General features: G+C 68.8%; 11 protein-coding genes and 1 pseudogene. 7 read left to right on the forward strand and 5 right to left on the reverse strand.

The genetic code is table 11. The annotated features are described in order from the left end of the window. From AB0E14_RS04775 to AB0E14_RS04795, 5 genes and pseudogenes are all read right to left on the reverse strand, one after another. Positions 1-382: pseudogene (locus AB0E14_RS04775) on the reverse strand (hypothetical protein); the annotation flags it as partial. Next, positions 379-1,449 carry a ParA family protein gene (locus tag AB0E14_RS04780; RefSeq protein ID WP_096624510.1) on the reverse strand — a complete coding sequence of 357 codons (1,071 nt, stop codon included), beginning with the start codon at positions 1,447-1,449 and terminating at the stop codon, positions 379-381. The gene AB0E14_RS04780 and the pseudogene AB0E14_RS04775, both read right to left, overlap by 4 nt. Before the next feature lie 1,141 nt (positions 1,450-2,590). Beyond that, the gene (locus tag AB0E14_RS04785; protein ID WP_362411998.1) at positions 2,591-3,343 is read right to left on the reverse strand and encodes a hypothetical protein; all 753 of its coding nucleotides are present in this window, start codon (positions 3,341-3,343) and stop codon (positions 2,591-2,593) included. Between the two features lie 243 nt (positions 3,344-3,586). Continuing rightward, on the reverse strand, positions 3,587-4,492 hold the full coding sequence (locus AB0E14_RS04790) for a phosphotransferase (RefSeq protein ID WP_362412001.1): 906 nt from the start codon (positions 4,490-4,492) through the stop codon (positions 3,587-3,589). A 33-nt stretch (positions 4,493-4,525) separates the two neighbouring features. After that, positions 4,526-5,920 (reverse strand): helix-turn-helix transcriptional regulator, encoded by a 1,395-nt coding sequence (locus AB0E14_RS04795; RefSeq protein ID WP_096624502.1) that lies wholly within the window; start codon positions 5,918-5,920, stop codon positions 4,526-4,528. A 282-nt stretch (positions 5,921-6,202) separates the two neighbouring features. Here AB0E14_RS04795 and AB0E14_RS04800 point away from each other — a divergent pair, with 282 nt between their 5' ends. From AB0E14_RS04800 to AB0E14_RS04830, 7 genes are all read left to right on the forward strand, one after another. Further along, positions 6,203-6,754 carry an ATP-binding protein gene (locus AB0E14_RS04800; RefSeq protein ID WP_362412005.1) on the forward strand — a complete coding sequence of 184 codons (552 nt, stop codon included), beginning with the start codon at positions 6,203-6,205 and terminating at the stop codon, positions 6,752-6,754. A 40-nt stretch (positions 6,755-6,794) separates the two neighbouring features. After that, on the forward strand, positions 6,795-7,340 hold the full coding sequence (locus AB0E14_RS04805; protein WP_362412008.1) for an AAA family ATPase: 546 nt from the start codon (positions 6,795-6,797) through the stop codon (positions 7,338-7,340). A gap of 534 nt (positions 7,341-7,874) precedes the next feature. Then, positions 7,875-10,946 carry a lantibiotic dehydratase gene (locus tag AB0E14_RS04810; protein WP_362412011.1) on the forward strand — a complete coding sequence of 1,024 codons (3,072 nt, stop codon included), beginning with the start codon at positions 7,875-7,877 and terminating at the stop codon, positions 10,944-10,946. Positions 10,947-11,140: 194 nt separating this feature from the next. Further along, complete coding sequence (locus AB0E14_RS04815) at positions 11,141-12,979, forward strand: glycoside hydrolase family 15 protein (RefSeq protein ID WP_362412014.1); 1,839 nt, start codon at positions 11,141-11,143, stop codon at positions 12,977-12,979. 173 nt (positions 12,980-13,152) lie between these two features. Then, on the forward strand, positions 13,153-13,509 hold the full coding sequence (locus AB0E14_RS04820) for a hypothetical protein (protein WP_362412017.1): 357 nt from the start codon (positions 13,153-13,155) through the stop codon (positions 13,507-13,509). Further along, complete coding sequence (locus AB0E14_RS04825; RefSeq protein WP_362412020.1) at positions 13,509-14,825, forward strand: ATP-binding protein; 1,317 nt, start codon at positions 13,509-13,511, stop codon at positions 14,823-14,825. The genes AB0E14_RS04820 and AB0E14_RS04825 overlap by 1 nt, the downstream gene beginning before the upstream one ends. After that, positions 14,825-15,250: a roadblock/LC7 domain-containing protein gene (locus tag AB0E14_RS04830; protein ID WP_362412023.1), complete on the forward strand. Its 426-nt coding sequence runs from the start codon at positions 14,825-14,827 to the stop codon at positions 15,248-15,250. Before AB0E14_RS04825 ends, AB0E14_RS04830 begins: the two co-directional genes overlap by 1 nt. The last annotated feature ends 12 nt before the right edge of the window (positions 15,251-15,262 follow it).

A 15,262-nucleotide genomic window follows, 5' to 3' on the forward strand; every position in this document is an offset into this window, starting at 1 on the left:
CCTCTTCGGCCTTGCGCTTCTCCTCGGCTTCGGCTTCGGCGCGGGCGGCCTCTTCGGCCTTGCGCTTCTCCTCGGCTTCGGCTTCGGCGCGGGCGGCCTCTTCGGCCTTGCGCTTCTCCTCGGCTTCGGCTTCGGCGCGGGCGGCTTCCTCGGCCTTGCGCTTCTCCTCGGCCTCCGGATCGATGGAGGGGACAGGGGCCGGGGCAGTAGGAGGAGGAACCGCTGCGCCACCCCCTGCGAAGGTGGCCGGTACGGCGCCTGCAGGCGCCGTACCGGCAGACTGGCTTCCGGCCGCAGCCACGCGGGATCCGCGGCGCCGTCCCAGCCCGGCAACCTGGGGCTTCGGCGGGGTCACCGGACCGTTCGTGTAGGTCTCGGTCATGCGGCCAGGGCCTCCTCCTGCTCTACCTGAACCACGCGCTCAACGATCTCGACGACCAGATCTTCGTAGTCGCGGCCCACCTCTTCAGCACGTTCCGTGGGGAGCACGGTTCCGTTCTGGCCGCGCTTCTTCTCCCACCACTTGATGCCGTCGGACGCTTCGGCGACCTCGTACGCCAACTGGCCCCTGTCCCGGCAGTTGACCGCGACCCCCTCTGCGTCTCGGATGACCGCCTGGAAGACGGGAGCATCCGAGCCGGCCTCAGCCAGCAGCGTCTGGATCCGCTCCCGTGCTTGGACCCACAGGCCGACCGGTCGCTTCTCCTTCGTCTTCTTGTCGGTGTAGTACCGGTGGGCGAACCCGAAGAGAACCGCGCCCAAGAGTTCCAGATCGGGGTTGAGATGGGCGGTCTCTTCGAAGCGGTGTGATACGCCACCGAGTCCGTCGATTGACGAGGTGTCGCCCGTCGAGACCGGGGCCAGCACCCACCTGGCCGCGCACAGTGCAAGGAGCTGGGGCTCTTTGGTGACCGGCGGGCAGTCGATCACGATCCAGGCGTACTCGCGGGACAGCTTGGCGAGCATCACGGCCAGGCTCAGGTTGGCTGCCTGGCCGTGCTTGCTCTGCATGGTGACCATCTGGAACGGGATCTGCTCCAGCTGCTTGCCGCTCGGGACCACGTCGAGGTGGGGGCGTACATCGCGAATGATCTTGGGCAGGTCGCCGAACTGGAGGGCGATGGCGAGGGACTTGCCGTCGTCGTTCAGCGCGTGGCCCTTGATGCCGAGGTCGTGAAGCGTGTTGCCCTGGGCATCGACTTCGATGAGCAGGACACGGCCGGCCTCCTGGCCCTCCGCCGCCTTCGCGGCCTCTCCTTCGGCGAGAAGGCCGGCCGTGTGCGACGCGATGCTCGTCTTGCCCTGGCCGCCCTTGCCGTTGAACACGGCGATGACCCGTGTCAGGAAGGGGCGGAGCGACTCCACGAACCGATTCAGCACGTCGGGGGACGTCGAGGGCGTGAACGGCTCAAGTGAGAAGTCGGGAAGCGTGAGTTCATCGACGGTCATCAGTGCGGGTTCCCCTCCGAGCGATCGACGGGCGCCGTGTGGCGTCCGATGGTGGACTCCGACCTGGGTCAACGAGCAGTTCGCGCCCCTGGTGTAGAGACGGGACGGCAGCTTACCCGAGGGTCTGGCTGCTGAGCGGCTCCCACCCCGTGGCCTACCTGGGTTCGTTCAGGCGTCCATGTGTCAGACCGCATGGACGATTGCCAGGTGGTTCTTTCGCTGAGTCTCGTGATGGGTCTGTCGTTGATTCCCACAGTTGGCTGGTCACCTGTTGGTTCAGCAGGTCTACAGGCGAGTCTCTGGGGCGTCCGTCAGATCGATCCAATAGTGAACCTTTCGACTGCCCGGTGATTCGGACTATGCCTAGTTTGATCGGGTGTTCGTAATTGGGGCCGTCAGAGGGGCTGCTAGTCGGGTCTCCAGTGGGTTCTGATAGTTGGGTGCACCTGAGGTCGAACTATCGGACTCGGTATAGGCCGGGAGCTAGATCGTGAGTGCAGTCGTATCACTAGCCGAAGGCAAAGGCTATGTGCAGCCTGTTTCTACAGTCGTATCACTGGTCAAGGGGAGGAGCTTTGTGCAGCCTGTTTCATGGAGCTGATGAAGGTGCTATCTGAAGGCGCGTTGAAGGGGTGTTGCATAGGTCGAAGGGAAGTCGTACTGGTCGACCTGTACATAGACCTATGTAGGAAGCGTGCTTCACCCTGACGTAAAGGCCAACCTAAGGACTGCAAGAGCACTGCTAGTGAGGCTGGGTGAGAGACTTGCAGAGGTCTGCGATAGCGACTAGGCAAGAGACTTATCTAGCTCTGTGACCTGCATAGATGCTCTTGGTGTGGTTGCTTCAACCTTCGTGAGATTGGAGATCAATTCCTCTTGATGGCGGTCGATGATGCAAGAGGTCAGTCCGTGCTTGTGGGAAAAAAGACCCCAAGTGGCGTGTTGGAAATTGGCGACCTCTTCCTGGAACCAAGGGAGGTGCTGAGGGGTGAATCGGTCGGTTGGCTGAGCGTTCCGATGTGCTTCTGGGGCGCCTTCTAGTTCGGCAACAGTTGCTCATCAGGATCGCGAAACCTGTGGTGGTCAGATCTTCTGGTGGGGGTGTGACAGTGGAGAAGGCTGGCTTGTGGAGGCTTGATACTCAAAGGTTCCGCGCGTCATTGAGTGCCGATTCGGCTTCCTTGGTGCGGGCAGCAGGCACGCCTTGTGTGGCTGCGAACAGCTTGATTTCGGTTGCCGCGAGGCTGATGTAGGCGATCAGTCCTTGCTGTGCTGTAGGAGTTGGAGACTCCTCTTCGAGGATCTCTTGCGCAGCAGCGAGCCATTCCTCGGCATCCTCGTTCAATGTGAGGTCGTCAATCTGCCGAAGAAGGTTCGATGCGACACCACGTACCTCGTTGAATCGCCTCGCGACGGCGAGTTGGGCGCGGCGCTCACGATCGGCTGCCGCGGCCTCCTCGGCAACGGCCTTCCGTCCAGCAGCAGGGGTGCGCCGGCCATCGGGTGCTGCTGCCGATGCGCGAAGCCGATCGAGACGGTTGGATGCGCTGCCCGGGTACTCGACTCCGATCAGGTCGGCGACAGCCTGCCAGGTGAGCCCGCCGCTACGGGCGTCTTCCAGGGCCGCGAGTTCCTCGCGGTCCAGGGCTTCGCGTAGGTGACGGATCAGTGTCAGTCGGAGGCCGGCCTGCTCGCCCCGGCGCTTGTTCTCGAAGGTGGCCGACGGGAGAGCGCGGTGGTGAGTCCGCGTGTAGCTGAGGATTCCGATGGAATCCCGGTCATCTGGCCACAGGGCGAGGCTCTGATCGTCTGCATCGACGTGCATCTGGTAGAGCTGCTGGCGGAGTTTCCGCAGGTCAGCGCTCTGTGGGCGAAGGGGGCGTCCTTTGGGCACGGGGTGATGATGCCACCCGACCTGGCTCTTTGTCAGTCTGACAAAGAGGGGATACTTCCCCTCAAAAGGGTCTGATCCGAAGAGAGGGAGCCGGTCGCAGGGATGCCCGTGGAAACCACGACAGGATAGAGAGAGGTTGTACACGGACCGGACCGGAGACTTGCCTGGTCGCGTCCTGTGGATCGACTGGGGCGAGGGGCACCGCACCCCTCAGCCCGCGGTGCCCGCACGTACTGCTTGGGGTCAGAGGATGCTCCAGCCGAGGAGCTGGTCTTGGCGGCGAAGCCCATCCACCCGTCGTTGGACCTCTTCAAGACTGCTCGGGGCGTGGTGGACCTTTCGCGCGTTCGTCGTGATCATGCGCAGCTCGCGGATCGCCGCCAGGGTGCGGTATCCGGGCCAGCGCGTGACGTCCCACCCGTACGCGTCGGCGAAGGCCCCGTAGTGCTGCTCTCCGTGACCGAAACGTCGGCAGTGAACCTCTACGGTGATCAGGTCCCACTCCGGCTGTCCGAGCGCCACCGTGTCCCAGTCGCACAGCACCGCCTTGCCGTCGCCCACATGCAGGGCATTGCGGTGCTGAGGGTCTCCCTGGATCACTCCCTGTGGGAGTTCGAACTCAACGGCGTTCAGATCGGACTCGAGTTGCGCGGCGTGCTCGCCCAAGAACGACAGCGTCTCCGAGGGCAGACAGGTGATCGCGGAGAGAGACCGGCGGATCGCTGCGAGGTTGTCGTGGACGGGCAGGGAAACGGGTGGAGTCGGCAGCGTGTGGAGTGCGTACAGAGGCTTGGCCAGCTGGGCTGCGGCAAGGGGTTGAGCTGGCTGGGGCAGGTACTGCCAGAAGGTGATGGCGTGCTGGTCGATGACGACGGGCTGGTCGACGGGGTGCAGGGGAACCGTGGGGAAGCCGGCGGCCATGAGCCACCGAACGAACTGGACGGTGCGTGCCACGTCATCGACGCGTGACCCGCGTCGGGCGATCTTGACGACGACCTGCTCCTTCTCCAGGAGAATGACCGCGTTCGTGTGCCCGCGGAGCAGGCGGGCGTCGGAGGAGTCGAGGCCGACGGCCGTACACCCTCGCTCCAGAACCTGGTACATCTCGGACTCGTCGTACCCGCCGGGGGCCGGCGCAGCTTGTGTCATGGGGTCCAGGCTCGCCGACGTGTACGGCCGCTGTCACATCTGTCCGGGAGGAAGCGCGAGGATCTCGCGCAACTCGCGCGCTGCGCGACCTGACTCCGCGCCCGGCGGCAGCGCCCCGATGACCTCTCGTGCCCGCTCTTCCACGATTGGCGTGCGGTGCTCTGGAACGATCCGTAGGAAGGTACTGGCTGCCAACTGGCATGCCTCGGTCGGGCTGCCGTCGTGTGCAAGGCAGAGGGCCGACTCGAGACTGAGCAGCGCCGGATCGATGCCGGTCTTCGAGGGGTAGAGGCGGAGGGCCGCCTCCTGGACGCGACGCGCCTGGCTCGTTTTGCCGAGGGCCGTCAGGGTGCCGCTCTCGTAGAGCCTGAATCGCCGTTCGGGGAAGCCGAAGGCATCGTTGTCGGCCGGGCCTCCGGCTCCGCTCTGCTCGAACACGGCGGTGGCGATCCGGAGTGCTGCCTCGGCTCCTTCTGTATCTCCCAGCTTGGCGAGTGCGCGTGCTTCGGCCGCCGAGGCGAAGGCGGCCGTCGCGCTGGCACGTCCGCGGCTGATGATCCGGGCCTGCCGGGTCAGGGCGACCGCCTCCTCCAAGGGGCCGTAGTAGAACGGGAGCATCGCAGCTTGCGCCCGCACCCGGGCGCGGAGTTCCGTGTTGCCGCTGTCGTCCGCGGCGTTCCGCGCCGTGGCGTACCAGGACCGGGACCGGTACAGGTGCCCGAGCTTCATGAGGGCGTCGGCGATCAAGGTGGCAAGCATGGCGGTCAGCTCGGACAGCCGGACCTGGACGGCGGCCGGCTGCCGTTGCGCCGCGAGGTCCTCGACCTCCGCGAGCTGGTCCAGGAGTACCTTGATCATGGGCGCCGGAGCTGTGTATACGTACTGCTCTCGCGTCCAGAGCACCTGCTCATCGAGCATGTCGAGCTGGGTCGAGCTGACTGTTCCGGCCGCCAGGGTCCGGTCCACTGAGCGTCGGGCGGCGTCGACTTGCTGTTCCAACGCGTCGACGGTGAAGGGCGCCCGCACAGCGTTGGGCGAGGGCAGTAGGCGCCCCGTCATGGCCAGGGCGGATGACCGCGACGGCACGGCAGCCTCCGCGCTCGTGAACCCCAGATCCTCGGGTGCGCAGTGGCCGTAGAACTCGCACAGGAGCCCGAGCGTTGCCGGGCGCGGTTGGCGGCCCTTCTCCCAGTGCCCTAGCTGGTCGCCGTCCACCCGCGGGGCGTCGACACGTCCGGCGCTGACTTCGTTCAAGCCCTGGGCTGCCTCCTGCAGCGTCAGCCCGCGGGCGAGGCGCTGGGCTCGTAGGAGAGATACCGCGCAGTGGGTATGGATGACGTGGGCGATCTCGCCGGGTGACGCACCCCGCCGAGTGGCCTCTTGTCGTAACCGCTTGGCACAGGACGGGCCGTGCGGCGTGCGGTCCATCAGCACCTCCTCAGCCCGGATCGATTCTCGAAATCGTAGTGACGAGCCATCGACTCTGCGTCAAAACAGTGACTTCTTCACAGATCAGTGACCAGATCAGTTACTTCAGGTAGCCGGGGTCACTGATCAGTCAACCGTCGCGGTTGCCCGGCGCCAGCCTCAGGCGAATCCTGCTGATCTCGGAAGCCCGACAAGCCGTCCGCTGGCCGGAGGACCTGACGCCCCGGCAGGCGGACTCACGGCGGGTGCCACCTCGTCATGCGGCCTCGGAGCCGATGGCGGGTGGCGCCCGCCTACCAGAACCGGGAGGTGGGCGCGTTGACATCCTTGAAGAGCGGGGAATTCCTGGCGGTGCTGGCATACGGCGATGGGATTGAGCGAGTCGCCGTCGAGATCGAGAGCCGGGAAAGCAACGTGGGTCAGGCCCGCCGCTTCGTTCGGCGCCAGCTCCTGCTCTGGGGTCTGCCCGAGGATGACGACCTCGTCGATCGAGTGCTGCTGGTCATCAGCGAGCTGGTCACCAACGCAGTCGTGCACGGTCGAACTCGACCGCCGGAGGAGATCGAGTCCGTGGGGGTCACGCTCGTCTTCAAGCGGGGCTTCGCCCTCGGGGTCATGGTGACGGACAACTCCGGCGACATCCCGAAGGTGAAGATCCGCCCGTCCCCCTTTGCCGACTGCGGGCGCGGTCTGGTCCTCGTCAACGCAGAGTCCGACGGCTGGACCGCGGCCCCTCGCAGCGGCCAGCAGGGTGTCAGCGGGAAGGCGGTGTGGGCCTTCTTCCAGTGCCCGCAGCCGGCTGCCCTGCCCGAGCTGATGCCCCAGCCGGCGTGACCGGGAGCGGACATGGATTCGAGTGCTCACAGGAGAGTGCATGATCGTCGCCTTAGGCGGCCGACCCTTCACCGGCAAGTCCACCCTCGCCCGCGCCTTGGCGGAAGCCTTGCCGGGGATCTTGCTCGACACGGCTGCGCTGCGGAAGGTCCTCTTCCCCAACCTGGTCGCGGCTCCTCCGGAACTGAACGACTGGTTGTACGAAGGAGTACTGAAGGCGGCGTCGTGGAACCTCGACACGGCACCAGGGACGGTCATCGTGCTCGACGGACGCCCCCTCACCCGGAACCGGGACGTTCTGTCTCTGCGCCGATTCGCTTCGAGCCTTGGCCACGTGCTGCACATCGTCGAGTGCGTATGTCCCGACGAGGTGGCGTCGGCGAGGGCCAGGTCGGCAGCAGCCGGTGTTCCGGATCCGCTGCCCAGACCGAAGGATGCCGGCACGGATCCCATCCCGGAGCCGAAGGTCGTGGTGGATACCTGCCAGCCGCTGGAGCGGTGCGTGTCGACCGCCCTCGGCGCTGTGTCCAGCCCGTCGAGGAGCGGGATGGAGTCCACTTTCTCGGAGTCCACGCACCCGACATGACCAGGCCTTTGACAGCTGCTCACAGCTGTGAGCAAACGTCCATTTCGAACCGCTTACAGTCGTCGTCCTCTCAGGGCGCCGCTGGTATGGACTGCCGACGATGTTCCGCACGAAATAGGGCGAGGCGATGGGACTGACGGCGGACGCAGCGATTCTGCTGGTGGTCGCCGTGGGCGGGATGGGCGTTCTGGTGATCATCGGGCCGCGGTGGGAGCGAACACGGCCCGACGAACCAGAGCACGACGCAGAGGCAGGCGAGAAATGATCAACGACCACCCTCCGGCCCGACGGGCGGACGATCCCCGGCTCCAACACGCGGAGCGGGCAACCAACGACGGGCACGAGACTGGGTCGCTTCTCCGGCGGATCGAAGTCTGTGACGCGGTCGTACCCGACACGGCCGACGCGCTCGACAGGTTCTTCCTCACCGGCCGCAGGTCGGCTGTTTGAGAAGCGGGGCCGGACGGCGGCCCAGCAGCCAGAGTTCACGACCAAGGGAGAGGCATGAGCACCGCCAGTAGCAGAGTGCGCTTCGTGAGCGTAAAGCCCGCCTTGCTCCGGGCCGTCTGCCACCCGAGCGCGCGCCTTGCCCTGCCGCCGGTCCCCTCCGCGAGCGGCACACCGGACGAGGCCCACGCTTGGATCCAGCAGGCGTGGGCGCTGCCGGAGGTCCGGGACATGGTCCAGCACGCCAGCCCCGACTTGGCCCGGAGCCTCGACGCTCTCACCGCACAGGGTGAGGTCGATCCGGGTCGGATCCGCGGCATGCTGCTGTCGCTGGCGGCCTACTGCCAGCGCGCTGTGACCCGCCCGGTGCCGTTCGGGCTGTTCGCCGGAGTGCTGGAGGCCAGTTTCGGCACCGCGACGGTGGTCCAGTGGGGCGAGGAGCACCAGGCCGTGGCACGGGCGGGCTCGCAGTGGCTCACGGACATCGTTAGCCAGTTGGAAGCGATGCCGCGCGTTCGCGAGCGGCTGTGGCTGGTGGCGTCGAATGTGGCCGCGCCCCGCGGCGGCCGGCTCGTCGTCCCGTGGCAGCAGCGGCGTTTGGACGCGAAGGGGACCGAGGTGCACGAGGTCTCGCTGCGTCTGGAGCCGGAAGTGCGGGTGCTGACCGACCTCGCCGCTTCCCCCGTCCCGTACAACGAGCTGCTTCACAAGATCTGGGCCGACTTCCCCGAGCACTTCGAACCGGCCGTGAGGGCACTGCTGGACGAGCTGGTCGCCCAGCGCGTGCTGATCACCTCTCTGCAGCCACCGGCTACGGACATCGACGGACTGGGCTACGTGCTCCGCGAACTCGCCCGCGTGGGTGCTGACCGCCTCCCCGAGGCCGCCGAACTTGTGAGCGCGCTGGGCGACATCCACCGGCTCATGGCCACCCACAACCGGACAGCCGGCCGGGCTCAGGCTTCCCTCCGAGCCCAGGTCCGGGAGCGGATGGTCTCGTACGTGCCGGGCGACGACCAGCCTGTCGCGCTCGACGTCCTGGTGGACGGAACGGTCGTACTGCCTCGCGAGGTGGCGCGGGAGGCGGAGACGGCCGCCGAGATGCTCGCCCGGATCAGCCCGGAACCCGACGGGTACGAGGCCTGGACGGGTTACCGCCAGCGGTTCCTGGACCACTACGGCCCCCACGTGCTGGTGCCGCTGCTCGAGCTGACCAGCCCCACCGGGTTAGGGCTGCCCGACGGCTACCACACCACTCCCACGGCCGGCACCGCCTGGCACCGCATGTCCCCTCGCGATTCCGTCCTCTTGGCCACTGCCCAGCACGCGACGCTCACCGGGGAGGACGTCGTCCTTGACGACGAGCTGGTGGAACGGATCGAGGTCGGCGCTCCGGACGCCATGGAACTGCCTCCGCACCTGGAACTCCTCTTCGAGGTCCACAGTCCCTCCCTGAACGCCCTCGCCTCCGGCACCTTCGAGCTCGCCGTCCGCGCCGCCTCGCGGGGGTGGGGCTATCTGAGCGGGGGGCGATTCGCCGCGCTGCTCGCGACTCGACCCTCCAGCCCCCTGCTGGACGAATTGGCCAACCGGCCGACCAGCACAGCCAGCGCGCTGACTGCTCAGCTGTCCTTCCCGGCCCTTTCCCCCTCCGGGGTGCACATCACCCGCACCCCGCAGCTGATGCCCGCCGTCATCCCGCTATCCGAGTACCGGGAACCGGCCGACGACCTGATCGAGCTGTCCGACCTGGCGGTCATGTGCGACGGACAGGCTCTCCACCTCGTCTCCCGCTCCCGCCGGCAGGTCATTGAGGCAGGCACCCCGCACCCGCTCCAGATCGAGTGCCAGACCCCGCCCCTCGTCCGCTTCCTGGACGAACTCGTCCGCGGCCAGGCCGTACGGATGACCGGCCCGGTCGGAACGCTGCGTCCCATGCACTGGGGGGCCGCCCGACACCTGCCGGTCCTGCCCCGGGTCGTCACAGGGCGGAGCGTGCTGAGCCCGGCCATGTGGCGGCTCAACTCCTGGGACCTGCCCGGCCCCCGGGCCTCAACGGCACGGTGGGAGGACACCCTGGCGACCCTCCGTGACCAACGCCGGATCCCCGACCGGGTGCTCGCGGAGCGCTTCGACCAGCGTCTGTCCCTCGACCTCACCCGCCCCGGCGACCTCGCGCTGCTCCGCGAGCAGACATCCGATCACCGCTTCGGCCCCCTCCACCTCGTCGAGGCTCCCTCGTTCGATGCCCACGGCTGGGCCGGGCGCCCGGTCGAGGTGGTCACGCTCCTGCGCGCGGTCGGCCCGGCCCGGCCTGCGCCGGACCTGAGCACGGTCGCCGAGCCCGCCCTCAGGGCGCACACCATCGGCGGCTCGCGGTACGTCCAGGCACGGCTTCACGGACCGGTCCAGGGGCGGAGGGATCTGCTCGCCGACCACCTGCCGGGGCTCTTGGCGGACCTCGGCGACGTGGCGTGGTGGATCCGCTGCCAGGACGGGCTCGCCCCGTACCTGGAGCTGACCGTGCGCGTTGACGACCCGGAGACGACCGGAGCAGCCGCAGGCCACATCGGCGCCTGGGCCGACCCGCTCATGGAGTCTGGTGCGCTGCGCGACCTTATCCTCGTGCCCTACCGCCCGCACCCCGGCCGGTGGGGCGACGGACCGCTGCTGAAGGCCGCGGAGACAGTGATGGCGGCGGACTCCGCCGGCATCGCCCACCAGGCGGCGTCCCGTGGGGCCGGAGCCGACCTCCGAGCGGAGGTGGTCGTCGGGCTTCTCGACATCGTCGAGGGATTCCTCGGAGGCCGGGAAGCCGGACACACCTGGTGGGTCGGCCGGCCGAAGGACAGCACGGGCGGGCGCCTTCCGCGGGACGTCCAGCAGGACATTGGCCGCCTGGTGGAAGCCGGGCCCGGCAGCGCGGCGGCACCGTACTGGGCCGCACGGCGGGATGCGCTCGCCGCCTACGCCGAGCTCGTGCGCGCCGACGACAGCGTCGAGGCCGACCGCGTCCTGGACGAACTCCTCCGCGAACACTGCCTGCGGACGTCCGGGCCGGACCCCGGCTTCGAGGTCATCGCCCGGCGTCTGGCCCGCGCGCACGCCATGACCGCCCTGGCGACGAAGTCGCGTCCCACCAAGGCCCCGCCGCCCTAGGCCCTCTCAAGCTGCTCTCTGCCGATGAACGCGGCGAAGCCGCCCCTCCACCATGCCCACCCGCAACCGCCCGGTTTCTTCCGGGCCCGTAGAGATCGGACACCATGGAAAGCCGCCTCATGTCTCCGCACCCATCCCTGCCTCTCGGGGCAGCGGTTGCCGGTGCGCTGATCCCGACCCCCAGGAACGCTCTGGTGCGGCCCCGGCGAGTGGGACGGATCGAGGAGCACGGCTTCATCGGGAACATGCGGACGGCCGCCTTGGTCGACCGGGACGGCGCCATCGACTGGATGGGCCTGCCCCGCTTCGACTCCCCTGCCCACTTCACGAGCCTGCTCGGGACCGAGACGCACGGGCTGTGGCGCATCGGCCCGGCTGGTGCGGACGGTGCCGCGCCCGCAGCTGCGGACCGGCGGCGCTACCTCGACGGCACGCTCATCTTGGAGTCCACCTGGATCACCCCGACCGGCACGGTTCAGGTTCTCGACTTCATGCCGACCACCGGTGGGGCGCCGCAACTGGTCCGCATCGTGCGCGGCGTCAGCGGCAGGGTGCCGATGCGATCCCTGATGCGGGCGCGCCCCGGGTACGGGATCCGCGTGCCGCTGATCGAGGTCGACGGCCGCCGCGCGAGCGCCGACCTCGGTGACGGCCGGCTCTGGCTCGACACTTCCGCCCCCACTCGTGAGGCCGACGGTGACCTGTCGTCGGAATTCACCGTGTCCGCGGACGAACGCGTCTCCTTCACCCTGTCCTGGGAGCAGGGCCACGACGCCCCGCCGCCGCTGCCGGACGCGACCGCGCTGCAGAAGGCGACCGCGGACTTCTGGAGGGACTGGATCTCCCAGTCCACCTACACCGGGCCCCACCGGGGAGTCGTCGAGCGGTCCCTCATCACGCTCAAGGCCCTCACCTACGCGCTGACCGGCGCCATCGTGGCTGCGCCGACGACGTCGCTGCCCGAAGAGATCGGCGGCGTGCGGAACTGGGACTACACCTTCTGCTGGCTGCGCGACTCCGCCCTCATCGTGGAGATGCTCCTGGCGTGCGGCTTCGTGCAGGAGGCCAAGGACTGGATCGCCTGGCTCCGGGTGGTCATCGGGGGCCGCCCCGAGAACTTGCAGGTCATGTACGGGGTGGGCGGCGAGCGTGACCTGCCCGAGACTGTGCTCGACTGGCTGCCGGGCTTTGAGAACTCGGCTCCGGTCCGGATCGGGAACGGCGCCGTCAAGCAGCTGCAGCTGGACATCTACGGCGAGGTCATCAACACCCTGTACGCGGCGCAGCAGCGCGACCCGAGCCTGACGGCGGTCGTCGCGCCACTGATCACGGACCTGGTGGGCTGCCTGGAGACGTGCTGGGAGGAGCCGGACGAGGGAGTGTGGGAGGTCCGCGGCCCGCGCCGGCAGTTCGTCCACTCCAAGGTCATGGCCTGGGTCGGCTTCGACCGGGCTGTGCGTCTCGTCGACTCCGGGGCCTGTCAGGGCCCGGTGGAGCGGTGGCGGGAGATCCGGGACACGATCCACGAGCAGGTCTGCCGCGACGGGTACGACGAGCAGAGGAACACCTTCACGCAGTCGTACGGGTCGTCGGCGCTGGACGCCTCCCTGCTGCAGCTGGCCATCACCGGCTTCCTGTCCCCGGACGACAAGCGGCTCATCGGCACGATCGAGGCGATCCAGCAGGAGCTGTCCATCAAGGGCGGGTTCCTGCTGCGCTACCGCACCGAAGGCGCGGCGCCGGGTGTCGACGGCCTGCCCGGTGACGAGGGCGCCTTCCTCATCTGCTCGGGGTGGCTGGTCACCGCTCTCGCTCTCATCGGGCGCGTCGACGAGGCCGAGATCCTCCAGGACGGACTGCTGCGGGCCCGCAACGACCTCGGCCTGCTCGCCGAGGAGTGGGATCCCGTCAACGAGCGACAGCTGGGGAACTTCCCGCAAGGCTTCTCCCACGTGTCGATCATCCAGTCCGAGCTGGCCCTGGAGGCCGCGCGGTGTGACCGGGAACTGGTCGGAGCGGGGGCCGCGCGATGAGGGCGGCCTCCCTCCGACCGGCGGGGTTCGCGGCTGCCGGCTCCGGGGCGGTATCGCCCTCGTACGGAGCCTGCCCCGGCCCGCAGGAGATCACCGTCGGCGACCTGTTCCCCCTGAGGGTGGCGGACGAGCCCTTCGCCGCGGTAATCGGGGAGCACTTCGACACCCTGACGATGCCCAGTCGCACCGCGCTGGAAGTCATCAGCCGTTTCGAAGGGTTCCGGCCTCATCCGGTGGGCGCCGCCGTGGCCCGTGCGCTCACCGACGAGTGGGTCCTCATCCTCCCGCCCGGCTCCGGCTACGGCATGCAGTGGAGCTGGCCGGCCGAGCACCGTGACGAGGGCCTCCTCGAGGTCCCGCCGCACACGGCCGGACCGGGCGACGACCTGCGCTGGGCCCGCTTCGGCAACGCGCAGGGACGGGTCTTCAGCGCGCCGTTCCTGCTGATGGCCGCCCTGTGTCCGCCGCCCGCGACCCGCCCTCCGTACTTCGTACCTGCCCGAGACGAGCGCACGCCCGTGGGGATCTGATGAGCACTCTGATAGAAGCCGCAGCGGTTGCCGTGCCGTCGGCGCTGGCCCTGGCGGGCGGAGGCGCGGTCTGGCACTTGCGGGGGACCCTGCGGGCGGAGCGCCGCCGGTCCGACAGGTTGCAGCGGCATGCCGAGAACCTGACCCGGCAGTTGCGGGCCGCCGAGCTGATCCTCGGGCAGGTGGCCGACGAGGTGGTGCCCGCGATCCAGGCGGCCGTCGTGAGGCCTGGCGCCGGACAAGGCGTCGACCTCGCGCTGCCGGATGCCCTGACGGGCACCGTGATCGCCGACCGCGTGCGGTTCGTCGTGGATTCGGTGGCCGCGGCGATGCGGCAGGTGCAGTACGACGCGGAGACCGCCACCGGCGCTCAGGTGTCCAAGGTCAAGCAGGATGCCGAGGCAGCGGCCGCCGAGGCCCAGCGTGCTGCTGAGGAGGCGGCCCAGGCGGCGGTGCGCAGCTTCGCCGCGTCCTTGGTGGTGATCGCGTCGCGGGTGAGCCGGCAGATCAGCGAGGGCGTGCGCCGACACGCGGGCGGCGAGGCGTACGAGACGCTCGTCACCATCGACCGTCTCGTCCAGCAGCTGCTGCTGGTGGCCCAGAACTACGTGATTCTCGGCGGAGGGAAGCTGTCGAGGCGCTGGCCGGCCACCACCTTCACCGACGTGGTCCAGGCGGCGATGGGCCACCTGGAGGGGTTCGAGCGGATCAAGCACGAGGAATCCGATGTCGCCCTGACCAGCCGGGCAGTCGGGCCGGCCGTCCACACGATCGCGGTGCTCCTCGACAACGCGCTCAAGTACTCGCCCTCGTCGGCCTCCGTAGACGTGCGCCTGCTCAACGGGCACCACGGCCTGACGGTGCGCATCGACGACGCCGGGCTGCAGATGAACCGCGAGGCCGTGATGGCCGCCCGCCAGACCCTGAACAGTCAGAAGACCGCGCCGGTCACCCAGCACGGGGCGCACCCGCGCACCGGGTTCGCGGTGGCCGCGGTCCTGGCCCGCGAGTACGGCTTCAGCGTGGACCTGGAGGCCCCCAACACGTACCGGGGCACGAGCGTCCAGATCTTCTTCCCCAGCCACCTGCTCACCCACGCCCCCGAAGAGCAGGCCGCCAGCGCGCAGCCCGCCCCGCCGGTGCCCGCGCCGGAGACCACGTCCACCGGCCTGACCGTCCGCCAGCGCGGCGCGGCCCTCGCACCGCGGCAGCCCGCCGCCGGTGACGAGCACGCCCAGCCGGGCCGACCGAGCGTGGTCGCCGCCTGGGCCGCCGGCACCAGGTGCGCGCGCCCCACCACCCCCGAAGGAGTCTGATGTTCACCGACACGCACGCCAACACGCTCGGATGGCTGCTCGACGAGCGGCTCGCCACGCTCGACGGAGTCCAGTGCGCGGTCCTGCTCAGCACCGACGGCATGCTGCACTCCCGGACGTCCTCCATCGGTCACGACCAGGCCGAGCGGCACGCGGCCATCGCCGCCAGCCTGCGCGGCGCCGCCCGCGCCTACAGCGAGGAGTTCAGCGGCGGCGGGATGCGGCAGCTCCTGCTGGAGCTGAACGCCTACGTCTGCCTGATCACGCAGGCCGGCCCGAACGCGCTCCTGCTCGTGCAGACCAGCGGCCCGGATGTCGACCTCGCCGCGATCGCCCACCAGATGGGCGAGCTCGCGGTGAGTGTCGGCGACCGGATGGCCGTGGAGGCCCGGACGCCGGTACGGGACGCGCAGGCCGCGGGGTGAGCGGGCCGCGGC

This window comes from Streptomyces sp. NPDC047981 (genome assembly GCF_040653315.1).
GTDB lineage: Bacteria > Actinomycetota > Actinomycetes > Streptomycetales > Streptomycetaceae > Streptomyces.